The sequence below is a fragment of the Nocardia callitridis genome (assembly GCF_039543305.1).
Lineage (GTDB): Bacteria > Actinomycetota > Actinomycetes > Mycobacteriales > Mycobacteriaceae > Nocardia > Nocardia callitridis.
Genome location: NZ_BAABJM010000002.1, coordinates 1420443 through 1445952 on the forward strand (window position 1 = coordinate 1420443; position 25510 = coordinate 1445952).

At 65.5% G+C, this 25510-nt stretch carries 27 protein-coding genes and 1 pseudogene; 19 read left to right on the forward strand and 9 right to left on the reverse strand.

Features of this window, described 5'->3' with window-relative positions:
* Positions 1-77 precede the first annotated feature (77 nt).
* Entirely contained in the window at positions 78-638 is a 561-nt protein-coding gene (locus tag ABEA50_RS15250; protein ID WP_345496017.1) for a TetR/AcrR family transcriptional regulator, read from the forward strand.
* Between the two features lie 34 nt (positions 639-672).
* Here the strand turns inward: ABEA50_RS15250 and ABEA50_RS15255 are convergent, their stop codons facing one another.
* Positions 673-1788 (reverse strand): alpha/beta hydrolase, encoded by a 1116-nt coding sequence (locus ABEA50_RS15255; RefSeq protein ID WP_345496019.1) that lies wholly within the window; start codon positions 1786-1788, stop codon positions 673-675.
* Between the two features lie 223 nt (positions 1789-2011).
* On the opposite strand from ABEA50_RS15255, the gene ABEA50_RS15260 reads away from it, so the two are divergent.
* Positions 2012-2179 (forward strand): hypothetical protein, encoded by a 168-nt coding sequence (locus tag ABEA50_RS15260; RefSeq protein ID WP_345496020.1) that lies wholly within the window; start codon positions 2012-2014, stop codon positions 2177-2179.
* A gap of 319 nt (positions 2180-2498) precedes the next feature.
* Positions 2499-3665 carry a CynX/NimT family MFS transporter gene (locus tag ABEA50_RS15265; RefSeq protein ID WP_345496580.1) on the forward strand — a complete coding sequence of 389 codons (1167 nt, stop codon included), beginning with the start codon at positions 2499-2501 and terminating at the stop codon, positions 3663-3665.
* Between the two features lie 53 nt (positions 3666-3718).
* On the opposite strand, the pseudogene ABEA50_RS15270 reads toward ABEA50_RS15265, so the two are convergent.
* Together ABEA50_RS15270 and ABEA50_RS15275 are read right to left on the reverse strand one after the other, a co-directional pair.
* A pseudogene (locus ABEA50_RS15270) lies at positions 3719-3911 on the reverse strand (IS3 family transposase); the annotation flags it as partial.
* Between the two features lie 297 nt (positions 3912-4208).
* Positions 4209-5621 (reverse strand): MFS transporter, encoded by a 1413-nt coding sequence (locus ABEA50_RS15275; protein WP_345496021.1) that lies wholly within the window; start codon positions 5619-5621, stop codon positions 4209-4211.
* A gap of 82 nt (positions 5622-5703) precedes the next feature.
* On the opposite strand from ABEA50_RS15275, the gene ABEA50_RS15280 reads away from it, so the two are divergent.
* The gene (locus tag ABEA50_RS15280; RefSeq protein WP_345496022.1) at positions 5704-6381 is read left to right on the forward strand and encodes a TetR/AcrR family transcriptional regulator; all 678 of its coding nucleotides are present in this window, start codon (positions 5704-5706) and stop codon (positions 6379-6381) included.
* A gap of 141 nt (positions 6382-6522) precedes the next feature.
* On the opposite strand, the gene ABEA50_RS15285 is transcribed toward ABEA50_RS15280, so the two are convergent.
* The 3 genes from ABEA50_RS15285 to ABEA50_RS15295 all read right to left on the reverse strand — a co-directional run bounded on the left by ABEA50_RS15285 (position 6523) and on the right by ABEA50_RS15295 (position 8919).
* Positions 6523-7335, reverse strand: a complete 813-nt coding sequence (locus tag ABEA50_RS15285) for a PIG-L family deacetylase (protein WP_345496023.1) — start codon at positions 7333-7335, stop codon at positions 6523-6525.
* A gap of 337 nt (positions 7336-7672) precedes the next feature.
* Positions 7673-8143 (reverse strand): nitroreductase/quinone reductase family protein, encoded by a 471-nt coding sequence (locus ABEA50_RS15290; protein WP_345496024.1) that lies wholly within the window; start codon positions 8141-8143, stop codon positions 7673-7675.
* Positions 8140-8919 carry an SDR family oxidoreductase gene (locus tag ABEA50_RS15295; RefSeq protein WP_345496025.1) on the reverse strand — a complete coding sequence of 260 codons (780 nt, stop codon included), beginning with the start codon at positions 8917-8919 and terminating at the stop codon, positions 8140-8142. Before ABEA50_RS15295 ends, ABEA50_RS15290 begins: the two co-directional genes overlap by 4 nt.
* Positions 8920-9069: 150 nt before the next feature.
* Between ABEA50_RS15295 and ABEA50_RS15300 the strand changes: the two genes are divergently transcribed.
* On the forward strand, positions 9070-9714 hold the full coding sequence (locus ABEA50_RS15300; RefSeq protein ID WP_345496026.1) for a TetR/AcrR family transcriptional regulator: 645 nt from the start codon (positions 9070-9072) through the stop codon (positions 9712-9714).
* Between the two features lie 790 nt (positions 9715-10504).
* Here ABEA50_RS15300 and ABEA50_RS15305 read toward each other — a convergent pair.
* Positions 10505-10882 carry a hypothetical protein gene (locus ABEA50_RS15305; RefSeq protein WP_345496027.1) on the reverse strand — a complete coding sequence of 126 codons (378 nt, stop codon included), beginning with the start codon at positions 10880-10882 and terminating at the stop codon, positions 10505-10507.
* A complete protein-coding gene (locus ABEA50_RS15310) occupies positions 10879-11262 on the reverse strand; it encodes a nuclear transport factor 2 family protein (protein ID WP_345496028.1) in 384 nt (127 codons plus the stop codon). The genes ABEA50_RS15305 and ABEA50_RS15310 overlap by 4 nt, the downstream gene beginning before the upstream one ends.
* Before the next feature lie 92 nt (positions 11263-11354).
* Here ABEA50_RS15310 and ABEA50_RS15315 point away from each other — a divergent pair, with 92 nt between their 5' ends.
* The 14 genes from ABEA50_RS15315 to ABEA50_RS15380 all read left to right on the forward strand — a co-directional run bounded on the left by ABEA50_RS15315 (position 11355) and on the right by ABEA50_RS15380 (position 24675).
* Complete coding sequence (locus tag ABEA50_RS15315) at positions 11355-12494, forward strand: acyl-CoA dehydrogenase family protein (protein ID WP_345496029.1); 1140 nt, start codon at positions 11355-11357, stop codon at positions 12492-12494.
* Positions 12495-12617: 123 nt separating this feature from the next.
* Positions 12618-13406, forward strand: a complete 789-nt coding sequence (locus ABEA50_RS15320) for an enoyl-CoA hydratase/isomerase family protein (RefSeq protein WP_345496030.1) — start codon at positions 12618-12620, stop codon at positions 13404-13406.
* 61 nt (positions 13407-13467) lie between these two features.
* On the forward strand, positions 13468-13845 hold the full coding sequence (locus ABEA50_RS15325; RefSeq protein ID WP_345496031.1) for a Zn-ribbon domain-containing OB-fold protein: 378 nt from the start codon (positions 13468-13470) through the stop codon (positions 13843-13845).
* Entirely contained in the window at positions 13842-14996 is a 1155-nt protein-coding gene (locus ABEA50_RS15330) for a thiolase family protein (RefSeq protein WP_345496033.1), read from the forward strand. Before ABEA50_RS15325 ends, ABEA50_RS15330 begins: the two co-directional genes overlap by 4 nt.
* 20 nt (positions 14997-15016) lie before the next feature.
* A complete protein-coding gene (locus tag ABEA50_RS15335; RefSeq protein ID WP_345496035.1) occupies positions 15017-16225 on the forward strand; it encodes an acyl-CoA dehydrogenase family protein in 1209 nt (402 codons plus the stop codon).
* The gene (locus ABEA50_RS15340) at positions 16222-17178 is read left to right on the forward strand and encodes a phosphotransferase family protein (protein ID WP_345496037.1); all 957 of its coding nucleotides are present in this window, start codon (positions 16222-16224) and stop codon (positions 17176-17178) included. The genes ABEA50_RS15335 and ABEA50_RS15340 overlap by 4 nt, the downstream gene beginning before the upstream one ends.
* 28 nt (positions 17179-17206) lie before the next feature.
* Entirely contained in the window at positions 17207-18409 is a 1203-nt protein-coding gene (locus tag ABEA50_RS15345) for an acyl-CoA dehydrogenase family protein (RefSeq protein WP_345496038.1), read from the forward strand.
* On the forward strand, positions 18406-19164 hold the full coding sequence (locus ABEA50_RS15350; protein ID WP_345496039.1) for an SDR family NAD(P)-dependent oxidoreductase: 759 nt from the start codon (positions 18406-18408) through the stop codon (positions 19162-19164). The genes ABEA50_RS15345 and ABEA50_RS15350 overlap by 4 nt, the downstream gene beginning before the upstream one ends.
* Before the next feature lie 12 nt (positions 19165-19176).
* The gene (locus tag ABEA50_RS15355; protein WP_345496040.1) at positions 19177-19962 is read left to right on the forward strand and encodes an SDR family NAD(P)-dependent oxidoreductase; all 786 of its coding nucleotides are present in this window, start codon (positions 19177-19179) and stop codon (positions 19960-19962) included.
* Positions 19947-21014 carry an NAD(P)-dependent alcohol dehydrogenase gene (locus ABEA50_RS15360; RefSeq protein ID WP_345496041.1) on the forward strand — a complete coding sequence of 356 codons (1068 nt, stop codon included), beginning with the start codon at positions 19947-19949 and terminating at the stop codon, positions 21012-21014. The genes ABEA50_RS15355 and ABEA50_RS15360 overlap by 16 nt, the downstream gene beginning before the upstream one ends.
* A gap of 57 nt (positions 21015-21071) precedes the next feature.
* Positions 21072-22580 (forward strand): class I adenylate-forming enzyme family protein, encoded by a 1509-nt coding sequence (locus ABEA50_RS15365; RefSeq protein WP_345496042.1) that lies wholly within the window; start codon positions 21072-21074, stop codon positions 22578-22580.
* Between the two features lie 51 nt (positions 22581-22631).
* A complete protein-coding gene (locus tag ABEA50_RS15370; RefSeq protein WP_345496043.1) occupies positions 22632-23255 on the forward strand; it encodes a TetR family transcriptional regulator in 624 nt (207 codons plus the stop codon).
* A 71-nt stretch (positions 23256-23326) separates the two neighbouring features.
* Positions 23327-23662, forward strand: coding sequence for an EthD domain-containing protein (locus ABEA50_RS15375; RefSeq protein ID WP_345496044.1), 336 nt, complete (start codon positions 23327-23329; stop codon positions 23660-23662).
* Positions 23659-24675 (forward strand): MBL fold metallo-hydrolase, encoded by a 1017-nt coding sequence (locus ABEA50_RS15380; RefSeq protein ID WP_345496045.1) that lies wholly within the window; start codon positions 23659-23661, stop codon positions 24673-24675. The genes ABEA50_RS15375 and ABEA50_RS15380 overlap by 4 nt, the downstream gene beginning before the upstream one ends.
* Before the next feature lie 31 nt (positions 24676-24706).
* Here the strand turns inward: ABEA50_RS15380 and ABEA50_RS15385 are convergent, their stop codons facing one another.
* Positions 24707-25471, reverse strand: coding sequence for an SDR family NAD(P)-dependent oxidoreductase (locus tag ABEA50_RS15385; protein WP_345496581.1), 765 nt, complete (start codon positions 25469-25471; stop codon positions 24707-24709).
* Positions 25472-25510 lie beyond the last annotated feature (39 nt).

Consider the following 25510-nt stretch of genomic DNA (forward strand, 5'->3'; position numbering starts at 1 on the left):
GCACCACCGTGCGACGAACCTTCTTGGGGATCACCCAAGATAGGCTGGTCAGCACAGACGATGAATCAGGATTGGTGATGCCTCGAAACAGACGCCCTCGAGATCGGGAGGAGAAACGAGCCGAGATCGTTGCCGCCGCCCGACGTTTGTTCACCGAGCAGGGATACGACGCGGCATCGATGACCAGGATCGCCGGGGATGCCGGGGTGGTCTCGAACACGCTGTACTGGTATTTCCGAGACAAGGACGCGGTATTGATCGCGGTGCTGGAAGAGGTACTCGCCGATTCGATGGCCCGCTACGGTGAGGTGATCGACACCGGGATGGTCGACCGGCTGGTGTGGGTCGTCACCGAATTGGAGCATCTGAGCCGACTGGTGACCACCGTGCACGCCCGAGCGAAGGAATCCGACGCCGTGCGGGACTGGCACGAACAATTCCACGCGTCGACCGAAGGGCTGTTCCGTGCCGAACTGGCCGAAATCGGGGTTCCCAACGACGAATTGGACGCGATGACCTCGATCGGCGTGTTCGTGATCGAGGGCATGCTGATGCACCCGGTCGACGACGCGCGCAAGCGGGCGGTGATGGAAACACTGTTCCACAGCGCGCGCGGGCTCGCGGTAGCCGCCCACTGATCGGCTACCGCGGGCGGCTACGCGCAGCGCGGCGCTAGCCCGCGCCGACGGCGAATTGTTTTGTCAGGAAATCGATCTGGTCACGAACAGTGTTCTCGAAGTGAGTGCCGAGATAAATGTCGAAGTGGTCACAGGGATAGCTTCGCACCTGGACGTGAGCGAGCCCCTCGGCGCGTCGCTTGGTGGTTTTCGCGGGAGCGGCAACGTCGTTGTCGCACACGCACAGCAGCGTCGGAATGCCGGAGCCCGCCATGGTACGACCGGGGCGATACAGCGGCAGCCGCAATGCCAAGCGCGCGGCCAAGGCGTTGGCGGCGGCGAATTCGTTGTGCGGGCCGCGCAACACTCCCCACACCGAGTCACGGCCCACCGTGGTGACCGGTTCGGGCGCACCCTCGCAGTCGGTCAACTCGATGTTCTTCGATACCTGCGCGCTGAGCGAACGCAACCGTCGCAGGTATGAACTGGTGCGTCGCGAGATGCGGGTACCCGGTGGCAGCAATGCCGACGAGCCCGCGACCGCGTCCGCCGAAGCCACGAACGCGGGCATCCACGACGCCCCGGCCATCGGGACGAGGATCGGTTTCGCGCCGAACCAGGAAGCGACGGTGTCCAGCAGACCCGCCACCGTCAGCACCGCGGCGCTCAGCGGTCCGACCCGAAATCGCGAGATCATGGACGCCGGGCCGTCGGTGAAAGGACACTGCGCCACGACCGCGGCGACCCGTTGATCGTCGGCCCCGGCCCGCAAGACATGCCCACCACCGAACGAACTGCCCCACAACGCGATCCGCTCGACATCGACTTCGGGCAAGGTGCGCGCGAATGTCAGCGCGGCACGCCAGTCCTCGAGTTGCTTACCGATATCGAGAAGCTGGCGCGGTTGTCCGCCGCTCGCCCCGAGATGACGGTAGTCGAACACCAACACCGACCAACCGAGAGCCGCGAACCGTTCGGCGAACGCGTCCAGCCGCATCTCACGCACCGCCCCCAACCCGTGCCCCATGATCACCACCGGACGAGGCCCGTTCTCCCCCTGCACGGTATACAACCACGCCGCGCACTCGTCACCACCCGAGGTGAACCGCACATCACGCCGCTGCACCGCGGCAACTTCCGCACCCAGATCGGCCGACTCACTGATCTCCACGACTCGTTCCCTTCCAGCTCCGCGATCCCCACACTTCTTGACTGCCGTCCAAGAAGTGGTCACGGCTACAGTAGGAGACTTCTTGGACGTCAGTCAAGAAATGAACGGTCCCGCACCCCGCGACGCTTGCTCCTCGCCATGGCCCACCACCGCCGGCGTGTCCACAGGTATCCACGGCGGGCACACGCGAAAGCCATCGGTACAAGTCAGCCCTCGAACAGCCATGCCGGACACCCTCACCGACCGAGACGACGCCGACGAGGTAGTCGAGGAACTGATGGCTCGCTACGACGGCGTGCTGCTTTCGGCGGCGCCGCGTCCGGGAGCGGGGTCGTTCGGCGCCACACGTCGGGCAGGACACGCGGTGCTGGCGGCAAGGACGGGATCGTGAATCGTCCACTACCCAACACCATTTATCAGACATTTTCACGGCTGACGTAGTATTCCTGGGTGTTAGCCAGTACCGTTTCGCCAACCGCTCGTCACGGGGAAGCCTCCACCCCTATCGAACTCGAAAAACACTGTGGCACAGATATTTTACTCCCAGCGAATGGCCGCGAGAACGTAGCACGGCTCCCCCGGGTAGACACCGAATCGAGCAATCGTTGACCGGCGGTGTGCGCGACAACATCGATTGCGTGCCGAGCACCGGTGATACCGATCGTTCGGACAACGGTCGCCTCTGGACCATCCTCACCGCCATCGGGATCATGTTGGTCGCCGCGAATCTCCGTCCCGCAGTGGTGTCGGTCGCACCGCTCATCGGCGACATCACGCGCGATACCGGATTCAGCAACGCGGGTGCCGGGTTGCTCACGACGCTGCCCGTTCTCCTGTTCGGCCTCGCGGCTCCGCTGGGACCTCGGTTGGCGACGCGGTACGGGATGGAGAAAACGATCTTCGCCTGTTCGGCGGTGCTCGTGGTGGCGACCATCCTGCGTTGTCTGCCGGGCGTCGGCACCCTGTTCCTCGGTTCGGCGCTCATCGGGGCTGCCATCGGCGTGCACAACGTTGTGCTTCCCTCTCTGATCAAACGCGACTTCGCGCACCGATCCGGGCTGATGACCGGCCTGTACTCCATGACACTTTCCGGTGGCGCCGCCGTCGCCGCCGGCCTGGTCGCACCGATCAATGACCATTTCGACGGGAACTGGCGCCTCACGCTCGGAACCTGCGCGGTGCCCGCCGTACTCGCGCTGCTGGTCTGGATCCCCCAGCTGCGACGCGTCCATCTGGAGACCACGGTCGCAGCGGTTTCGTCGGTGTGGCGCAACCGAATCGCCTGGGCGATCACCGTATTCATGGGCACCCAATCGATGATCTTCTTCACCTTCAGCGCGTGGTTGCCCCAGTACCTGATCGCACACGGCAGTTCCGCCGCCGAAGCGGGAACGGTCTTGGCGACGGGGCAGGTCGTCGCATTGACCGCCTCGCTCGTGATTCCGGTTGTCGCGGGACGATACCGTGGCCAACGCGCCATCACGCTGCTCTCGATCGCGGTGTGCGCGGTGGGTTTCCTCGGACTGGTCTGCACGGACCGGTTTCCCGCGCTCTGGGCGATCCTCATCATGTACTGGCCGGGCGCGGCCATCGGCTTGTCCCTGCTGTTCATGGTGCTGCGCAGCCCGACAGCAACGGTCACCACACAGGTTTCGGGCATGTCGCAATCCATCGGATACACCGTCGCCGCGATGGGTCCGATCGCCATCGGTGGCCTTCACGACGTGACCGGATCATGGAAGATCGCGATGGCTGCCTTGGCGGTGCTGCTCATACCGCAAGCGTTGTCCACCTTGGTGGCCGCTCGCGACGGCAAGATAGCCGCTGAGCAACACCGATCAGAAACATCGCACTGCTCGGACGACGTCGCACGATAGTCGTGTCGAACGCGGTGACCGGCTCTTCGGTCGCGATGGCTTCGAATTCGATGGGTCAACCGGCTGAGTCGGGATTGACGGCGTCGGACGGTGATAGGTGCGTTCGATCCAGGACACGATCGCGATCCGTAGTTCGTCGCGGGTGTCCCAACGCTGTCGGTCGAGCACGTTGTTCTGCAGCAGACCAACGCACGGCCGGAGCCCCAAATCGGCCGCGCCGCCATCGCCGACGGAGCCGGCGGTGCCGCCGAAAAACTGCTCACCGACAACATCTTGCGACGACACTGCTTGACCACTCTCGATATTCGGCTGGGATCCGACGGTGTCATCCTCGCCAGTAGTTACGCGATCATCGTGCGTACGCCGCCAGGCGGGCCCACTGCCGTCGAGTTTCTGTGCACCTGCGACGACGAGATCGTCCACCGCGACGGCCGTTTGTTGATTCGTCATCGCCGCGTTCAACGTGACGACTTGGCTTCCGCGCGCCGGTAACCCCCTGTCCAGCACACGATCGGGGATGTGGTCCAGGAATAGGTCTCACCCTCAATCCCGTCGAGCGGGCAATGCCAGTGCAACGATCGCAACGGCCACCATGATCACGGCGATCACGTAGAAGGCTCGATCGTAGGCGCCGATCAGCGCGACCGGACCCGTGTCGTTCGTCGCGGCGACAGTCACCAACGCAGCCAATCCCAACGCACCGCCAATCTGTTTCGTGGTGTTCATCAGTCCCGAAGCCGCGCCTGCGTCAGCGGTCGCCACACCGGACGTGACCGCCGTGGTGATCGGTGTGTTCAGCAGTCCGCTGCCGATGCTGAACACCACCGCGGGGCCGAAAATCCCTGCGAGGTAGCCACTGTCGACCGACAGCTGAGCCTGCCACCAGAAACCTACCGCCGCCAGTAGCGAACCGGCCGCGATGATTACCCGCCCGTCGGCGTAGCGCATCAGCCATGGCGTCACACGGGTGCCGATCACGATCGCCACCACCGTGTGCGGGATAAATGCCAAACCGGTCTCGACAGGGCTGTAACCGAGCACGTTCTGCATCGAGAGCGTGAGGAAGAACCACATCGGATTCAGACACGCCCCGGCCAGCAACATCGTCACGTTGCCCACCGAGACCGAACGAATCGTGAACAGTCCCAAGGGAATCAGTGGCATCGCCGCCCACCTGGCCTCGACCACCACGAATGCGGCCAGCAGAACAGTGCCGACAACGACGCCGGCAATGGTCGAACTCGAGGACCATCCCGAGTTGGCCGCTTCGGCAATCCCGAATGCCAGCACGCCCAACCCAGCAGTCGCCAGCACCGCCCCGGTCACGTCCAGGCGCGGGCGCTGCGGCCCCGGACGGTCACCATGCACGTATCGCATGGTCAGCAGGATCGCGGCCGCGCCGATCGGCACATTGATCAATAGCGTCGCCCGCCACGACAAGTACTCGGTCAATACACCACCGACAAGATTGCCCGCCGTGCCCCCGGCAATGCCGACCGCAGTCCACGTCGCCAACGCCCTCGTCCGAGCAGGCCCCTCAGCAAAAGTCGCCGTCAGAATCGTCAACGTCGCCGGTGCGAGTACAGCTGCACCCAGCCCTTGGACCGCACGAGCCACGACCAGCAACGTCGCCGAATTCGCCAGCCCACCAGCAAGGCTCGCGCCGGCGAACAGCGCGAGCCCAGTCACGAAGATTTTACGACGACCATACCAGTCGGCCAGCCGCCCACCCAGCAACAGGAGCCCGGCGAACGTCAGCGCATAAGCGTTGACCACCCACTGCTGACCGGCTTCGTCGAAACCCAATGCGTCGCGAATCGATGGCAGAGCAACGTTTACCACCGAGATGTCGAGCACCACCATGAACTGCGAGGCACACGCCACCGCCAGCACAATTGCCGACGCAGCTCCACCATGACCGGCGTCTACCTGTTCGGAAACCGCACGCTGCGTCACGCCCACCTCCATTTGATACACATGTACCTTATACCTTTGTATCACAGGTAGAGTTCAAGCAAAGGATCGAAAGGAGCCCCGGTTGCCAAGGACTGCCGACCATGCCGCGCGGCGCGCACAGATCGCCGACGCCCTGGTCCGGGTAGCCGCTCGCGACGGCCTGCACGCGGTGACCATGCGATCGGTCGCCGCGGCGGCCGACGTATCACTTCGTTTGGTGCAGTACTACTTCGAAAGCAAAGAACAGCTGCTGATCGGTGCGTTACAGCACCTGGAACAACAAAGCCACCAGCGCTGGGCGCAGCGCCTGGCGGGGCTGCCAGAACCGCCGCCTGCACGGGCGGTCATAGAAGCATTCCTCTTCGAAGCGCTGCCCACCGACGACGCCAGCCGCGTCTTCCACCTCGTGGGCACCTCCTATGCGGTCCTCGCAATGACCGACCCGCAACTCGCCGAACAACCGTTCATCAGCGGCGTCGACCGACTCGAGCAACGATTGAACGACGCCCTCACCCGCACTGACACCCAAAAGAGCCTGGCGGCCGGCGTAGACCCCGCTCTCGAGGCAACCCGACTTGTCGCGCTCACCAACGGTCTCGGCACCAGTCTGTTGGCAGGGCAACGCACACCGGACGAAGCCCACGCGGTACTGCGTTACCACCTCGACCAACTGTTCCCCGAGACAGCCAAATTCACCGCAGATACCAGGCCGCCACAAACATTAGCCACCACGGCAGCCACCAATATTCCTCCCCCGTAAAACGCCGCCCGTGGCGCCGGAGCTTCAGCTTCGAATCATTCCGTTCGATGCAGGCGGGTCGCTCACGAGCTTGAACTCCGCGACATTCCATCTACCGCGCATTACGGCAGTCGGCACCGCCGTTATGGGGTGTGGTGAGGGTCAGCGAAGTCCGGCGAAGAGGTCGGTTTCCTGTGCCGGTGCGGCCGTGACACGGTTGAAATGACGGATGAAGGTTTCCGTGCCGAAGATCGTTTGCCGCAGATCGGAGGGCATCCGCAGGAACGGCACACTGTCGCCCTGGCTGCCGTGAGCCTCCAGCGCCTTGACCTTGAGTTGGGCATGGGCGGCCACGTCCACGACCGCGGTGATCTGATCCATCGGCGTACCGAAGTCCTCCGGCGGCTCGAAATCGACAGCACCCTGCGCCCGGAGAGCCGCGAATACCTCGAGGGTGCTCTCGCGCGGAATCGCGGTGTAATAGAGCTTGTCCGGGATATCGCTTGCCGCAGCCGCGGCAAGCGCGATGCGGTTGGCCTGGATATGATCGGGATGGCCGTAGTTGCCATTTTCGTCATAGGTGACGACCACCTGGGGACGGTAGTACCGCATGAGGTCGGCCAGCCGTGCGGCCGCATCACCGACCGGAACGTTCCGGAAGGCTTCGGGGTCCTGGTTGCCGTCCCAGCCGTCCATCCCGGAATCGCGATAGCCGAGCAGTTCTACGTGCTCGATGCCGAGCAGTGCCGTCGACTCACGAAGTTCGGAAAGTCGTTGTTCCCGTACGGCATTCGCGTCATGACCCGGTTGTCCGGGTTTGATCCCGCCGGGCGCGTCACCCTGCTCACCGTTGGTACAGGTCACCAGGACCGTCCGGATCCCTTCGGCCGCGTACCGCGCGAAGACCCCACCCGTGCTGATAACTTCGTCGTCCGGATGGGCGTGTACAGCCATGATCGTCAGTCGGTCGGCCATGATTCCCTGTCTGTCTCTGCTCGGCGATTGCGTGCGTTCATCGTAGAAATGAACACCGACAACCGCGCCGTTGTTTCCGGTGCTGCGGAATCAACGGTCGACAGCGTGAAGCAGCGTCGGAGGCCTCGAAGGTGACGGCACGGAACCCGGTCTCGACCATACCGCCGATCACGCTACCGACTCGTTTTCAGATCCGGTCGGTGATCCAGAAGACGATAGTGGACGGCCGACCACTGGAACAGTCCGACGGAATCGCGCAGCGCCGCGCCGACCGCAGATCTGATGGTGGGGTCGCACAATTCCGCACCGAATCCAACGATGAACCCTGATCTCGACCTCACCTCGATCGCGTCATGATCCGCATCAGCCGACTGTCGGCCAGTCTTCGAGTCGGGTCGGCCGGATGGTGCCGGGGTCGGGGCTGATTGAGATCCGCGACGATCTCCGCCAGAACAGTATGACGTTCGGTCGGGTCGGTGACGGGGGTGGCCAGTGCGGGCAGATCTGCGCGGATCCCGTTGCCGAGGTGAAACGTGAAGTGGGGGTTGGCGAGCAGGTTCGCATGCCAGTCGGTCGCGGCACCGCCGGCTCCGCCGCACAGGTAGGTGGCGCCTGCAGCTCGATAGAAGAAGATCTCGATACGGCGTGGGCGACCGGTGCGGCGCGCCACCGTAGTGATGTTGATGATTCGTTCGTCGGTGCACGCCGTGGGAGTGATCTCGATGGAGCGTCGGATCCTGTCGGGTAGGTGTGACAGGGGCGCGTCCGGTTCGGAGTCGTTCCGGCCGGTCGTATCCGGAGTGTTCATGCGGCTTCGGATTGGAGGGCGCGACCGAGGAGGAGTCCGCCGTCGATGACGTACTCCGACCCCGTGATGAACGACGCGTCCGATGAGGTGAGGAACAGCAGGAGTGGGGTGACGTCGGTCGGCTCACCGAGGCGGGGGATGGCGAACGGCTCGGGGGAGTAGAAGTCGGCGATGGGCACGGTGGCGCCGGCTGCCGGTTCTTGGATGAAGGGGGTCGCGATCACGCCGGGGTGGATGGTGTTCACGCGGATGTGGTCGCGGCCGAGTTCGAGTGCCGCCGTTTGAGTGAGGCCGCGCAAGGCCCACTTGCTGGCGACGTACGGCGCGTAGTGGGCCGTGCCGCCCATACCCATGGTCGAGGCGATGTTGACGATCGTTCCCCCTGTCGCGCGGCGCAGCGCGGGAGCCGCGATCTTGATGCCGAGGAAAGTTCCGGTGAGGTTGACGTCGAGGATGCGTGACCACGTCGCAAGGTCTGTGTTCTCGATCGTCGCGGGCGGATTCTGCACGCCCGCGTTGTTGACGAGCACGTTCAGTGCGCCGAAGGCACTCTCGGCGGCCAGCACGGCGGCGGACCACGAGCGCTCGTCGGTGACGTCGAGTCGGGTGAAGCGAGCGCGAGGTCCGAGCTCATCAGCTAGGGCGGCACCGCGTTCCGCGTCGCGGCCGCCGATCACTACGTTGGCTCCCTCCGCGTGAAAGGCGCGCACGTGGCTCGAGCCCTGCCCGCCGGTTCCGCCGGTCACGAGCACAGTCTGGTTGTCGAAGCGGGGCATCGGATGTTCCTTCGGGTGTCCGGGTGAATGACCGGGATCGTCAGACGATGAACGGCGGCCACAGTGGTGAGCCGGTCGGCTCACCATCCCCGTCGACGCTAAGCCGGTAGACGAGGTGAGTCAAGCCACTCACCTCGTACACTCGGGCTCATGAGTCAGGCCGTGCCGACGTATCACCAGCGCGTCGCCCAGGAGAAACGCGCGCTGATCGTGACGGCCGCGACCGCACTGTTTCTCGAGTCGGGCTACGACCGGACGTCACTGGCGCGGATCGCAGAGCGCTCAGGCGTTTCGCGGGCCACCTTGTTCAAGCAGTTTCCGAGCAAAGCCGCCCTGTTCGACGCCATCGTGACCGAATCATGGTCGAGGGCCGACGAGAAAGATCCGCCGCCGGCGGGCAATGTCATCGGCGGGCTCGGCATCATCGGTCGCCGCTACGCCGAGCTGCTGAGCCGCCCGCAGATGACCGACCTGTTCCGGATCGTCATCGCCGAGCTGCCACGATTCCCCGAGCTGGCCCATGCGCAGTTCGCGCACGGGAAGATGCCCTACTTCGAGTCCGTGCGCGGCTACCTCATGGCCGAACACGAGGCGGGAACAGTGCGGATCGAGGACCCGGAACTCGCGGCCACCCAATTCCTTGGCATGATCTCCAACTACGTTTTCTGGCCGACCCTCCTGCTACCGGACTGGAAGGTGAGCACCGAACGCGTCACCCAGGTGGTCGACGAGGCCGCCCGCACCATGGCCGCCCGGTACGCCTCGACCGGACCGAGGTCATCCACCAACGACTGAGTCCCATCGACCGCGAAAACATCCCCGCCGCCACCATGTCCACCTACGAACACGGCCAGAAGTCGCCGACGCTGGTCACTGCCGCCCGGATCGTGGGCGAGGCAGGTTTCGAGCTCGCGCTTGTGCCCAAAATCGAGTTCACCGATACAGGTACACACGTGGCAAGCCGATCATGACCCCGCGCTGCCCTTCCTCGCGTTCCGCTGGACAAGGCATTGGCAACGATCGAACGTTCCCTGCATCTGAACTGGTCCGACCGAGGTCGCCGCTAAAATCTCCGAGATCGACGCCAGCGTGCGCGGGTGTACGAGATCGTGCACCGTGAAGGCTCTCCATCCGACATTCTCACGTATATCGATGGTGTTCTGCTGGTGGACATTTGGCGCGAACTCGTACTTCCTCACCCAGTACGAGCTGCCTGGGAACGAACTGTCCATGACCTCGGTGATCCCGGCCGGAGCGTGGCGTGACAAACGACACGCAGACAAGGCATATGACCACAGAGACCTGCGAGACCGGGTCCGAGATCGAGGTATCGCGGTGCGAATCGCCCGCACGGGCGTCGAATCCAGCCAGAACTCGGCAAACGCCGGTAGGCGATCGAACGATCGATCGCCTGGCTGTTCGGCTATCACCGGCTCAGCACCCGGTACGACCACAAGGCCACGCACTTCCGCATCTTCCTCACCCTCGGTGCCAGCTGACGTGCCGCAAGACACTAGCGAATCATCCATATGAGACACGCTCTAAGGCAACGCGATACCGATCGTTGATGAGGTGAGGTCGCGGATTATTGAGTGAACGCGACTTCTGGCGTGCGGGCGATGAGGAGACGGCGTACCTTGCTATCGACATTCAGTTGGGCGGAGGCGTTGAACGACGCTTCGAACTCTCCCGCGCGGGTGGTTCGTCCGAGTACCAGTTCATGCTCGGCCGCTACCGCGCCGACGTCGATGTGGTGCACCAGGGTGCTCTTCTCGCGCTGCGCCAGGTACCCGATCAGCCCGTCGCGGTCCCCGACGAATTCTGCGCAGCGGCCAGCACCCTGGGAGAACTGCACCGACATCACGAAGTCGTCAGAGATCATGCCGAGCACCCGATCCGGATCGTCGGAGTCCATGTAGTCGAACCAGCGCGCGAGTGTCGGCGGCACGGTTGTGGCGGTCATGCTTGCACCCTTTGGTCGGTGGATTCATTCGGAAGCAACGCGAACTCGGTGGAGAACGACACCTGGTAGCGATCGATGCGGCCCTCGGCGTCGATGTGCATGGCCGCGACGAAGTAACCGGTGGTGCCCTTACCACTTTCGGTGACCGCACCGTGGGCGAACTGCACGTCTCCGGCGGCGGCGATGCGCTGCAACACATGTTTGCGCCCGACCGGAGGGCGTCCGCTCAGGTACTCGTACATCGCCGCACGGCCACTGCCCGTGCGCACGCCGGTGGGCAGCAGCATGGCGAACTCGACCTGCTCGGCGAGCAGGTCCATGGCCGCGTGCAGCTCACCGGTGTCGACCACGGCGTAGTAATCCTCGATCGCGTAACTCATGAAATGAATTTAGTTCAACAAACCTCTTCTTGTCGATACCGCACGCGGTTAGGCTCACAATATCGAACTGAACTCAACTCGATTGGAGCGTCATGCCCACCCCCTCCACCGTGGTCGAACCGCCGTGGCCGCGCTCGGAACCCGCCGGTCTGGCCCCGAGTCCCGAACAAGCGGCCCTGCGTGAATCCCTGCGCGCGATCCTGGACAAACACGGCGGCATAGCTCAGGTGCGCGCCGATTCGGCGACCGAACAAGGATTCTCGATGCCGCTGTGGCGGACACTCGTCGACGACATGTCGGTGGCCACGCTCGCGGTGCCCGAGGAGCGCGGCGGCCTGGGATACAGCGTCGCCGAGTTGGCGACAGTGCTCGAGGAATGCGGGCGCGCGCTGGTCTGCGAACCGGTGTACAGCTCGGCGGTGCTCGGTACGCAAGCGCTGCTGCTGACCAGTCCCGACGATCAGGACCTGCTGACGGGCGTGCTGACCGGAGACCTCTTGGCCACCGTCAGTGCACTCGATGCCACCACCGACGACCTGCACGCGGAGCGCACGGCCAGCGGATGGACGGTCAGCGGTACGGTCACCCACCTGCCCTGCGGGGGCAGTGCCGAGGTGATCGTCGCGTCGGCGCACAGTGTGGACGGACGTCGATTATTCGCGCTGCGCCCAGGTCCGGACTGCGTCCGAACCGGACGTACCGTGCTGGACCCGACCCGTCGCCTGTCGGATGTGACACTGCGCGAGTGCCCGGCTGTCGCCCTCGTCGGGCCGGACGCGACCGACAGCGCCGCGACGCGCCTACGCGATCTGGCGACGCTGGCTCTGGCCTGCGAGAACACCGGAATCGTCGAGATAATGCTCGAACTCACCGTCGCCTACGTGTCGACCCGCCGCCAGTTCGACCGCGCGATCGGCTCCTTTCAAGCGGTCAAACATCGCTTGGCCGATCTCCTTGTGCTGCTCGAGCGTTCCCGATCCGCCTCGCGATACGCGGCCGCGTTGTACGCCGAAGACCCTGATTCGGCGAGACTCGCCGTCGCGGTAGCAGGCGCCGTGTGCACCGACTCGGCCGTCCGTGCGGCCGCGGAAGCCATCCAGTTGCACGGCGGCATCGGCTTCACCTGGGAGCACCCCGTCCATTCGTATTTCCGGAGGGCGCTGGGAAATGAAGCGGCCCAGGGCGATTCCCGGACACACCGGCAGCGGATCGGAACTCTCGTCGGCTTGTGAGCGCGTTCATGGCACGCCGAAATCGGCATGTCTTCGCGTATTGACGCCGGGCACCTCGTCCCGGTACAACTGAATTGAATCCAGTTCAGGAAACTGGTGAACGCATCGACGAAAGAGGCCAAGATGGTTGACACCGACCACATCGTGCTCGAGAAGGACGGCGACGTCGCACGTGTGTGGCTCAACCGCCCGCACAAGAAGAACGCCGTCACGGTCGAGCTGCTGCACCGGCTCGACGAGATCATCGTCGAGGTGGACAACGATCCCGAGCTCAAAGTGCTCGTCCTGCGTGGCCGGGGCAACACCTTCTGCTCAGGTTTCGACCTCGACGAGCTGCGCGCGAACTACGTCGGCAAAACCAACGCGATGGACGTGGCGGTGCTTTCGGCGAAGGTCTGCGATCGCCTCTACTCGATGAACACGCCGTCGGTGGCGGTGCTGGAGGGCTACGTCACCGCGGGTGGCTTCGAGTTGATGATCTCCTGCGACTTCGCCGTCGCGTCCGAAGACGCCAGGATCGGCGACTTCCACATCCGCCGTGCGCTGTTCGGTGGCGCGGGCCCGATCTACCGCCTGCCGCGCATGATCGGCATCCGCAAGACCAAAGAGCTCATGCTCACCGGAAAGCTCTTGAGCGGCAAGGAAGCCGAAGACTTCGATCTGATCAACGCCTCGGCTCCGGCCGAGAAGCTGGACGCGTTGGTCGCCGATTTCATCGCCCCCATCGTCGACAAGAGCCCGTTCGCGATGAAGCTCACCAAGATGACCATCGACCGCGGGCTGGATGCCGATATCCAGTCGCTCATGGTGATGGAGCACCTGGCCGTGGGCAACGCGCTCCAGTCCGAAGACGCGCGCGAAGGCGTGAACGCGTTCCTGGAGAAGCGCGAACCGAAATGGGTCGGTCGCTGAGTCGTCGACCGTAGGACCAGAAAGACCGGCGAGGCCGGACGGATTCGGAAAGGACGTCGACATGGGTGTGCCAGATCCCCCTGTGCTCGAAGGCAGTAGGTGCTCGGTCTGCGCGACCGTCGCCTATCCGGCGAGCACGACGTGCTCGCGGTGCGCCACACCCACCGCGAGCCCGATCGCACTGAGCGACACCGGTGTGGTCTGGGCGTACACCGTGCAACGGTTCGCACCCAAGTCGCCGCCGTATGTGGCTCCCCCAGCGGGCTTTTCGCCCTTCGCGGTGGGGTATGTCGAACTTCCCGAAGGCATCAGGATCGAGGCGATCCTCGACTGTGCCGATTTCGATGAACTCCACGCGGCGACGGTTCGTCTCGTGGCCGTCGCACCGGTACCCCGATTCGCGACCACGACGTCGCGCCCGGAAGGAGCAGGGCAGTGACACAGGGTGTTTCGATCATCGGCACCGGGCTGTCCGCGTTCGGCAGGCAGCCCGGCGTCACCGGTCGCCAGATGGCGGTCACCGCGATCGCCGCCGCACTCGCGGACGCCGGACTGACCTGGCCGGACGTCCAGGTGGCCTTCGGCGGCAGCGACAGCTCCGGCTTGGCCGACACCCTCGTGGCCGAATTGGGTTTCACCGGAATCCCGTTCACCAACGTCAAGAACGGCTGCGCCACCGGCGGTAGCGCACTGTTCGCGGCGGTCAACGCGGTCCGCTCGGGCGCGGCCGATGTCGCGCTCGCCGTCGGTTTCGACAAGCACCCGCGCGGGGCGTTCGACCCGACGCCGGGCGAATGGGGGCTGTCCGACGGCTACGGTGAGGCCGGGCTGATGGTCACCACCCAGTTCTTCGGCGCCAAGATCAATCGCTACATGCGCTTGCACGGCATCTCCGCAACGACCTTGGCGAAGATCGCCGAAAAGGCTTATCACAACGGCAGTCTCAACCCCAACGCCTGGCGGCGCGAGCCCATGACCATCGAGCAGATCGCCACGGCCCCGATGGTCAACGACCCGTTGACCAGATTCATGTTCTGTTCGCCCGGCGAGGGTGGTGCCGCGATCATCGTCGCGAACGAGTCCACCGTGCGCCGCCTCGGCGCCCGTGCCGTTCGATTGCGTGCGATCACCCACCGCACCCGTCGATTCGGTTCCTTCGAAGTGTTCAGTCCCTCGGTTCAAGGCACCGGCGAGCCCACGAGTGTGAGCGCCGACGCCGCCGCGGCGGCCTTCGAACAGGCGGGCATCGGCCCCGACGACATCGATGTCGCGCAGCTGCAAGACACCGAGAGCGGCGCGGAGATCATGCACATGGCCGAGTGCGGGTTCTGCGCACATGGTGACCAAGAGGCGATGATCGCCGCGGGCGTCACCGAGATCGGCGGCCGACTACCGGTCAACACCGACGGCGGTTGCCTCGCCAACGGTGAACCCATCGGCGCCTCCGGGCTGCGTCAGGTCCACGAGATCGTGACCCAGCTGCGCGGTTCGGCGGGTGCGCGGCAGGTGCCCGGCACGCCGAGGAACGGGTTCACCCACGTCTACGGCGCACCGGGAATCAGCGCCTGCACCGTGCTGTCGGTCGGATGAGTAGGGATCGAGGAAAACAGATGACCGCGCCCAGCCCCCAGGACCTCACCCAGTTCAGCGAAGCGGCCGTCGCCTGGCTCGCCACCGTGGCGGCACGGCGCACCGAAACCCCCTGGGGCAGTGGATCGGACTCGGTCGCGGTGTTCGAGAACTGGACCGCGGCGGAAGAACGCGCGAACACCGACCGGGTGCGCGCGTACGAGCGCGCCAAGTTCGACGCCGGGTGGGGTCCGTTGACCTGGCCGCGCGCCTACGGTGGTCGGGAACTGTCGCTGTCCTATCTGCTCGCCTTCCAGCGTGCGGAGGAAAGCTTCGACGTACCTAAACGTACCGAAATGTTCTCGGTGACACAGCAATTGGTGGCTCCGACGATCGAGCAATGGGGTACCGACGCCCAGCGGGAACGGTATGTGCGCGCCATGCTGCGCACCGATGTGATGGCCTGCCAGCTGTTCTCCGAGACCGAGGCGGGTTCGGATCTGGCCGCGGTACGCACCAAGGCGGTCCGCGACGCGGCCGGGACCTGGATTCTCAACGGCCATAAAGTGTGGACCTCGGGAGCACCGGTCTCCGAGATCGGTGTCGCGGTCTGCCGCACCGATCCCGCGGTGGCCAAACACGCGGGGTTGACGGTGTTCCTGGTTCCGATGGACGCCCCTGGCGTCACCATCCGGCCGATCCGACAGATGACCGGAGGAACGTCGTTCAACGAGGTCTATCTCGATGACGTTCGGCTCGATGACGAATACCGGCTCGGCCCCGTCGGCAAGGGCTGGTCGGTGGCGCTGACCGTGCTCGCGGCCGAACGCCTCGACGGCGGCAATCTAGGGCTGGCGAACGCCGACAGCGCGGTCGCGCGCGCCCAGCATCTCGAGCGTGACCTCACCGACCTCGAACGCGACAGGGTCGCCGATCTGATCACCCGCAGCTACGTCCAGCGCATCGCCAGCATGCGCGTGGCCCAAGCCGTGGTCGCGGGTCGTGATCCCGGACCGGAAGCTTCCATCGGCAAACTGTTGGCCACCGACACGATGGCCACGACCTCCGAGGTAGTCCGCCTGCTGCTCGGTCGCGATCTGGTATCCGATTCCGGCGAGTGGGGCACCTACGCGTGGTCGCAACACCTGCTCGGCGCGCCGGGGTACCGGATCGCGGGTGGCACCGACGAGATCCAGCACAACATCATCGCCGAGCGAGTGCTCGGCCTGCCGAAGGAGCCGCGCCCATGAGCCCGACGTTGCGCCAGCGCGTCGACACGCGATTGCGCGCCGATCTCGGCGTCGTGCCGACGTCGTTCGAGCGGCTGCCCGGCGGCCATTCCGGCCTCACCTACCGCGCCAGGACCGACGCCGGATCGTATGTCGTGAAGGCGGTTCCTGAAGGCAGTAAGCCGATCGGTCGCCACGACATGCTGCGCCAAGCCCACATCATCAGCACATTGGCGAAAACGTCGGTTCCGGTACCGCGCATCGTCGCGGTCGACCGCGACGAACCCGCCTGGTTCGCCATGGAATTCGTGGCGGGCGAGTCCTTGGAGCCGGTACTCGACGACCCCGAGGTGCAGCCACACACTGCTGCGGCGCGCATGCGCAGGGCCGCACAGGTGCTGCCCGAGTTGCACGCGCTGGACCCGGTCGACATTCCGGAGAGCGGGTCGCCGCTCACCCCTGCCGACGAACTCGCCCGCTGGGCACGCACTCTCGGCGCTGTACCACCGGCTCTCGTCGAGGGCGGGCAACGCCTGCTGACATTGCTGGAGCGCCGCATCCCCGAACCGATGACACCGACGCTCGTGCACGGGGATTACCGCCTCGGCAACATCATCTCCGTAGGAAACGAGCCGGTGGCACTGATCGACTGGGAGATCTGGAGCGCGGGAGACCCGCGCGTGGAACTCGGCTGGTTCCTGGTCTTCGCCGACGGAGACAACTTCCCTGGTGTCGGCAGGCAGGTACCCGGCCTGCCCAGTGCGCAGGAGTTGGTGGATCTCTACCGCGCGGGTGGTCCCGCGCTGACCGATCTGACCTGGTTCGACGCGCTCGGCAGGCTCAAGATGGCCGCGATCATGGGTCACAACCTGCGCAGACACCGGGAGGGCAGGCACGAGGACCCGGATCAGGAAAAACTGCCCGCCACCATCCATCGCCTCATCGAAACCGGGACCGCGCTACTCGCCGGTTGAGGTTCGCATCCGCCTCAGGAGCCACATCGTGGATTTTTCCTACTCCGCCCGCACGGAGGACCTGCTCGACAAGCTCGAATACTTCATGGACCACTACGTCTATCCCGCCGAACGGGTCTACGACGAGCAGATCGCCGCCAACGCCGATCCCCATGAGCAACCGCAGATCATGCGTGAGCTCCAGGCACAGGCTCGGCAGATGGGTCTGTGGAACCTGTTCATGACCCATGACGACCTTGGCGCGGGCCTCACCAACCTCGAGTACGCACCGCTGGCCGAGGTGGTCGGCCGCTCGGTGATCGGCAACGAGGCCATCAACTGTTCGGCGCCCGACACCGGCAACATGGAGATCCTGGCCATGTACGGCACCGATGAGCAGCAGCGGCAGTGGTTGAAACCATTGCTGGACTGTGAGATCCGCTCCGCCTTCGCGATGACCGAACCGGCAGTGGCCAGCTCCGACGCCACCAACATCACCTCGACCATCCACCGTGACGGTGACGAGTACGTGCTCAACGGCCGCAAGTGGTACATATCCGGAGTTCTCGACCCGGACTGCAAGCTCATTATTTTCATGGGCAAGTCCGATATGGCGGCCAAGACCTACCGCCAGCAGAGCATGATCCTCGTACCCGCCGACACCCCGGGCATCGAGGTGCTGCGCGATCTGCCGATGTTCGGTTTCCACGATCGTCTCGGCCACGGCGAGGTGCAGTTCACCGACGTCCGGGTGCCCGCGACGAACATGCTCGGGGCCGAAGGCGACGGGTTCGCCATCGCCCAGGGCAGGCTGGGTCCAGGCCGCATGCATTACGCGATGCGCGCCATCGGAATGGCCGAGCGGGCGATGGAATTGATGTGTCGGCGGGCGCTGGAACGCACCGCCTTCGGCGGCCCGCTCGCCGAACGCGGGGTGGTGCGCGAGTGGATCGCTCGCAGCCGCATCGAGATCGATCAGATCCGACTGCTGGTGTTGCAGTCATCCTGGCTGATGGACACCAAAGGCAACGCCGCGGTCCGTTCCCAGGTCGCCGCGATCAAGGTCGCGGCGATGGAGGTGGCGCACACCGTGGTCGATCGCGCGGTGCAGACCTTCGGCGCCGCCGGGGTCAGCGACGACACCGTCTTGGCCCGGATGCACGCCATCACCAGGGCATTGCAGATCGCCGATGGCCCCAACGAAGTGCATCTGCGCACGATCGCCCGACTCGAGGTGGGAAAGTACCGATGAGCACAACGGATCTGACCGGAAAGGTCGCGCTGGTCACCGGCGCGAGCCGCGGCCTCGGCCTGGCCATCGCCCGAGGCCTGCGCGACGCGGGCGCCACGGTGATCGTGTCGAGTCGCAAGTTTGCCGCCTGTGAACAGGCGGTGGCGGCCCTCGGTGCGGCGCCGGTGGGCAGCGTGCACCCGATGGAACTGCACGTCGGTCGGTGGGACAGCATCGAACCCGCCGTCGACCGGATCATCGCCCAGTTCGGCGGGCTGCACATCGTCGTCAACAACGCGGGCATCGCGCCGTCGGCACCGGACCTCGCGTCCGTGACCGAGGGCTTGTGGGACAAGACGATCGAGGTCAACCTCAAGGGGCCGTTCCGTCTGATGGCCGTCGCGGGTGCGCGCATGGCCGCCCGTGGTGGCGGTTCGATCATCAATATCTCGAGCATCGGCGCCGTGCGACCGAGTCCGCCCGAGGCGATGTACGCGGCGGCCAAGAACGGGCTCAACGCCTTGACCATGGCCTTCGCGCAGGAGTACGCGCCGACCGTGCGGGTGAACTGTGTGCTGCCCGGCGGCTTCGCGACGGATATGTCCGAGCATTGGGACGAGGAGTTCGTCGGCAAGATCATCGACCGATTGCCCGCGGGACGACTGGGCAGGCCGGAGGAGATCGCCGGACTCGTCACACATCTGGCCAGCGACGCGGCGGGTTACACGACCGGTGCGATCATCCCGGTCGACGGTGGCCGCACCGCGGTGTACTGAGCGGAGAGCACTGTGAACGAAAACAGCACTGCCCCTGACATATTGACCCGATTGTTCGGCCTGACCGACCGGGTCGCCGTCGTCACCGGGGCCTCGTCCGGACTCGGACTCGGGTTCGCCGAGGTCCTCGCGGAGGCAGGGGCCACCGTGTACGCGGCGGCACGCAGGCTCGACCGGCTCACCGCGCTCGCCGAGCGCCACCCCCGGATCGTCCCGGTCCGGTGCGATGTGACCGACGACGCCGACCGCAAAGCACTGGTGGACCGCTGCTACGGGCAATCCGGGCGGTTGGATGTCCTGGTCAACAACGCGGGGCGACCGGGCCCGCCGCACGCCGAGGAAGAGACGGCCGACGGTTTCGCCGATCTGCTCGCGGTGAATCTGACGGCCGGGTTCCACCTCGCGGTGCGCGCTGCCGAACGGCTGCCCGAGGGGCGCCACGCCTCGATCATCAATATTTCCTCGGTGATCGGTCTGGTCTCGACCGCACCGATCGGCGGGGCGAGCTACGCGGCGTCCAAGGCGGGTGTCCTCGGCCTGACCCGAGAATTGGCCGGTCAGTGGGGTCGCCGCGGCATTCGCGTGAACGCCGTCGTCCCAGGATGGTTCGATACGGAGATGACCGACGGTTTGTTCAGCAACGATAAATCGGCGGCCTGGGTGCGTCGTAACACCATGCTCGCCCGTGGCGGCGAGCCGGGCGAAATCGACGGCGCCGTACTGTTTTTGGCCTCGGACGCGTCGTCGTTTATGACCGGTCACACGATGGTGGTCGACGGCGGATGGACGGCACGCTGATGTTGGCCGTCCAGTTGACCGAGTGGGGCCGTCCCCCGGCGCTGCGCGAGGTGCCGGTCCCCCGCCCACGCGGCGCGGAACTGCTGCTGCAGATGACCGCTGCGGGACTGTGCCGATCCGATCTGCATGTCATGGATGGCAGCGCCGCGGCGTTCGACTACCCGTTGCCGCTCACCCTCGGACACGAGGTGGCCGGAACGGTGATCGAGGCTGGACCCGACGCCGAGGGCGGATGGCTGGGCGAAAACGTTGTGGTACACGGCATCTGGAGTTGTGGGCAGTGCCGAAACTGTGCGCGCGGGCGAGAGAACTATTGTCTGCGGCTGCGTCCTCGGCCCGACGGCCGACTGGCGCCGATCGGCAACGGCCTGGGCTATCACGGCGGACTGGCCCAGGCGATGATCGTGCCCTCGGCGCGTGTGCTGGTTCGCACCGGTGACTCGGACCCGGCGATGACCGCGCCGTTGGCAGACGCCGGTTCGACCGCCTATCACGCGGTACGCGCGCACCTGGATCTGCTCGATGAGCGCACGATCTGCCTGGTGATCGGCATCGGCGGTCTCGGTCACCTCGGTGTGCAGATGCTGCGCGAGCTGGGCGCGGGACGGATTCTCGCCGTCGACAACCGGGCGGACGCGCGCGAACTGGCCCTCCGACTCGGCGCGGACGCCGCCTTCCCCGATGTCGCCTCGGCGTACACGGATCTCGCCGACGGCGCCGATCTGATCTTCGACTTCGTCGGCGCGCCGGAGACCACCGAGTCGGCGGTACGGGCGCTTGCGCCGGGCGGGCGATTGACGCTGGTCGGCAGCGCCGGAGCCCGACTGGAGGTCGGCAAGAGCATCGGGCTCGCAGCGGGTTGGCGGGTGCAAGCCCCGTTCTGGGGTACGCGCGCCGACCTGTCCACGGTGGTCGAGCTCGCGCGACGCGGAACGGTACAGGTGACGGCGACGACCCACCCGCTCGACGAGGCCGTCGAGGTCTACCACCGCTTACGCGAGGGTGAGCTGACCGGGCGGGCGGTGCTGATTCCACCGACTCTGGTGCGGTGAGCCACCCGCACGTACGGCAAGGGTAAACACACAAGTGGCCTCACGAGAGAACGGGCGATGAAGGTACTGGCGAAGGAAATGCTCGACCGGGCACAACGTGCCCCGGAACAGATCGCGGTGGTCGACGAGCTCGGCGAACACACGCTCGGCGAGGTCGTCACGGCGGCACAGGGGGCGGCCGATCGCCTCGAGGCGATCGATGCGCATGCGCCCACGGTGCTGGTGCAGGCCGACAACACCTGGCACACGGTGGCGGCGGCGGTCGCGGTCGGGCTGCGTGGCGGCGTCGTCGCGGTGTTGAGTCCGCACGCCTCGGCCGCGGAGTTCGAGCTCGCCGTCGCGGACATCGACCCCGATCTCGTGCTGGCCGCACCCGATTCACTGGACCACTGGGCGGTCTCCGCGGACCAGTTCCCGATCCGGGAACCCGCGTTCGGCGATCATCTGGTGTGCGCACGATCGCGCCCGTTCGGTCCGGTGGAACGCTGGCGCGGCGGTACGGCGATCGCCATGACGTCCGGATCGACCGGTCGGGCGAAATGCGTTGTGCAGTCCGAGGAGGCCATTCGGTACGCCTGCGATCGCACCATCGAGACCGTCGGCCTGCGCTCCGGCGAGTCGGTGGGTGCCTTTGTCCCGCTGTCGTCGGTGGCCGCGTTCTGTTTCGGTATGTATCTGCCCGCTTATCTCGGCGCGAGCATGGTATCGATCGGCAGATGGGCACCGGCGGAGGCGTTGTCGGCCATGGCGACTCACCGAGTCGCCTGGACCATGTTGGTGCCGACGATGGCGTTGCAGTTGTCGGTGGTCGACGGCGCGGAGGGCACGCTGTCGGCGCTGCGCGCGATGACCGTGGGCGGTGGGCCGATGAACGAGCGCGCGTTGGCCGACGCCGAGAAGCTGCTCGATACGACGTTCCTGCGGGTGTTCGGGATGTCGGAGTGCTTGGGGCACACCACGCCTCGGCTCGACGATCCTTCCTCGATCAGGCTGGGTCGCGACGGGCGCCCTTTCGACGGCACGGTGGTGCGGGCGGTCGACACCGCAGGAGAACCCCTGGGACCGGGCGAGGTCGGCGATGCCCAGGTGCGCGGGCCTTCGTTGTTCGTCGGTTACGCGCGCGAAGGGGTCCCGGTGGCGCCCGACCTCACCTCCGATGGTTTCCTGCCCACCGGGGACCTGGTGGAGGTCGCCGTCGACGGGTCCATCCGCGTGATGGGTCGACAGAAACAGATCGTCATCCGTGGCGGGCGCAATATCGATATCAACGAGATGGAGACGGCGATCGCGAGCCTGCCTGGCATCGTGCAGGTCTGCGTGGTCCCGGTGCCCGACGACCTGTTGGGCGAGCGGGCGGCCGCACTGGTGGTCACCGGTGGTGCCGAGTTGGCATTGGAGCAAGTGACCGTGCAGCTCGCGGCGGCGGGGGTGCCCAAGTTCAAGTGGCCCGAGTATGTGTTCACCGTGGCGGACCTTCCGCAGAATCGGGTGGGTAAATTGGCGCGGCCCGAGGCGATACGGTTGGCGACGCACCTGGCATCAACTGACCCGAATTCACCTCAGTGAGTTAGGCTCTCTCTATCCGTACACGCGAGATGTCTGGGGGCACGTTCACTCATGACCGTTGATACCGCAGTGGGGCGCGAAAGTCCCCGCTCGAAGCGAAGCGGCATTCTCACCGCAGCCATCGAGAAATTCGGGCGAATCGGTTACGAACACACCAAGTGGGCCTCGATCGCCGACGAGGTCGGCATCGGCCAGACCGCGCTCTACCATTATTTCGAGTCGAAAGCCCACTGTCTGCTCACTATCATGCGGCTCGAATTGGCCGACTCGGTCGAACGATTCGTGGCGGCCACCGAGAAGGAGGACGACGCAGAGCGTGCCCTGCGCGCCGCGGTCGCCGCCGCCTTGGACGCGACCCCGACCGACGCTCTGCAACGTCGAATTCTGCAAAACCACATGGACCTCCTTGCCGCCCCGCGCCAATCCGAGAAGGAGGAGGCCGAGCGGCTCCGATCACGGGAACTCGTGCAGGAGATCGAGCAGCACTGGACCGGGCTCGTAGCCAGGAATATCGACTCCGACTTCGACTCCGACCGCGATCCGCGCATGCTCGGACGGCTGGTACTCGGCATGATCATCAGCGTGTGGCGGTGGTACCGCCCCGACGGCGATCTGAGCCTCTCGGCGATCACCGAAACGGTCAGTGACGCGGCGATTCGAGTCGTGCGCGAGTAGATCTCCACGAGACCCCGACACAGGGTTTCGCATACTTTCCAAAACCGAACAGAATTCAGTTAGGAGATGCGGTGTACAACCTCATCGTTCTGGCGGCCCGCCCCAGCGATTGGTCGCACGATCAGTTCATCGAGTGGTGGCGCGGCGAGCACGCCGAAGTGACCTATCCCCTGCCGGGGCTCCTGCGCTGGCAGCACACCGAGCTGCTCGAGACGCCCGACGAGAGATCCGAGGGCTGGGACGGGATGTCGATCCTGAGCTTCGCGTCGCGAGAAGCACTCGACACCGCACTGGCCAGCCCGGAGTGGAAAGCCGCCGTGCGACACGTCGGGGCGATGCGCGGACGACGGATGATCTGGTACGGCGACGAACGCACCATGGTACCGCTCGCCGACGCGACGGCATGAGCGCCAGCTGGGCCGAGCCCGGCTGCTATCCGGTGGCCGACAACATATTTCGCATCCCGCTCCAGCTACCACAGGACGGGCTTCGCGCGGTCAATGTCTACGCCCTGGAAACCGACGACGGCCTCGCGCTCATCGACGGCGGCTGGCACCAACCGGGAACCTATGCCGAGCTCACTGCGGGTCTAGCCCGAATAGGCCGCTCCCCCAGCGATATTCACGACATATTCGTCACCCACATTCATCGCGATCACTACACCTTCGCGGTCGAGCTGCGGCGTAGACACGGCTGCCGTGTGCACCTGGGCGTCGACGAATCACCGGGTATCGACGCGATCCGCGCACTCGGCAGCAACGTGCCCGAAAGCTCCCTGCGGGAATTGCGCCGCGCGGGCGCCGACGACCTCGCCGCCCGCGCCCGCACCGAGGCGGGGACCGAACCCTTCCATGCGCAGGATTGGGACCGGCCCGACAACTGGATGCGTCCCGGCCCCGTCCCGCTCGCGGGCTGTCAGCTGGATGCGCTGGCCACACCGGGACACACCAAGGGCCACCTGGTTTTTCGTGATCGCGACCGAAAAATGATCTTCACCGGCGACCACCTGCTGCCGACGATCACCCCCTCGATCGGGTTCGAACTCGGCGAGTGGGAGCTGCCGTTGGGGAACTTCCTGCATTCACTGACCCTGCTCGCCGACAACGACGATCAGACCATGCTGCCCGCCCACGGCGCGCCGGGCGGAAGTGTCGGCGATCGCGCACGCGCGCTGCTGACCCACCACGACCAACGGTTCGACCAGATCATGGCGGCGGTATGCGAAGCGGCACCCTGCACCGGTCTGACGATCGCGCGGGCACTTGGCTGGACCCGACGCGAGCGCAGGTTCGACACGCTCGACACTTTCAACCAAATGGTCGCGACCTGCGAGACAATGGCGCATCTCGATGTCCTAGTCGCTCGAAATAGCTTGGTGGCCAACGACAATGATGGTGTGGCAGTGTTCACTGTGTGCTGAACACTGCCACACCGTCCGCTGCGAAACCCGCTCAAGCGCAGGTCCACCCACCGTCCACGTACAGTTCGGATCCGGTGATGAAAGTCGAATCGTCACCGGCCAGGAAGGCGACCGCCGCGGCCACCTCCTCGGCGCGGCCGAGCCGCCCCATCGGGGTATTCGCGAGCATCGCCCGGTGCCGCTCGCTGCCCTCGTACCGGGCGAGCAGTTGGCTGGTCTCGATGAAACCCGGATGGATCGAGTTGACCCGGACTCCCGCCCTCGCCCAGTGCAAGGCAGCGTTCTTGGTCATGGTCCGCACCGCGCCCTTCGCCGCGGCGTAGGCGAGACTGTTGCCGAGTCCGCCGACCGTGCCCAGGATCGAACAGATATTGACCACAGACCCGCCGCCGCTGCGCTCGATGAGCGCACCGGCGTGTTTCATGCCCAGCCAGGTCCCGGTCTGACTCACCTTGATCACCCGGTTGTACCGGTCGAGATCCTCGTCGACGACCGTGGCGGCACTGCCGATCGCGCCGTTGTTCACCAGTGCGTCCAGACCCGAGAAGCGTTCGGCGACACCATCGATCACGTCCCGCCACTGCTGCTCGACACTGATGTCCAAGGCCAAGGGCTGGTGGCGTTCGAGATGCGGAAGCTCGGCGGCCAGCCGCGCACAGGCGTCACGATCCACATCCGTCAGCACGAGCGAGGCATCCTCCTCGGCCAGACGACGCGCGATCTCCACGCCGATGCCACCGGTCGAGCCGGTCAGCAACACCACCTTCCCGCGCAGTCTCCCCGCACCGCCTGTCATCGTCGCCACCTGCGCCGTCCTCTCTGAACATCGATCCGA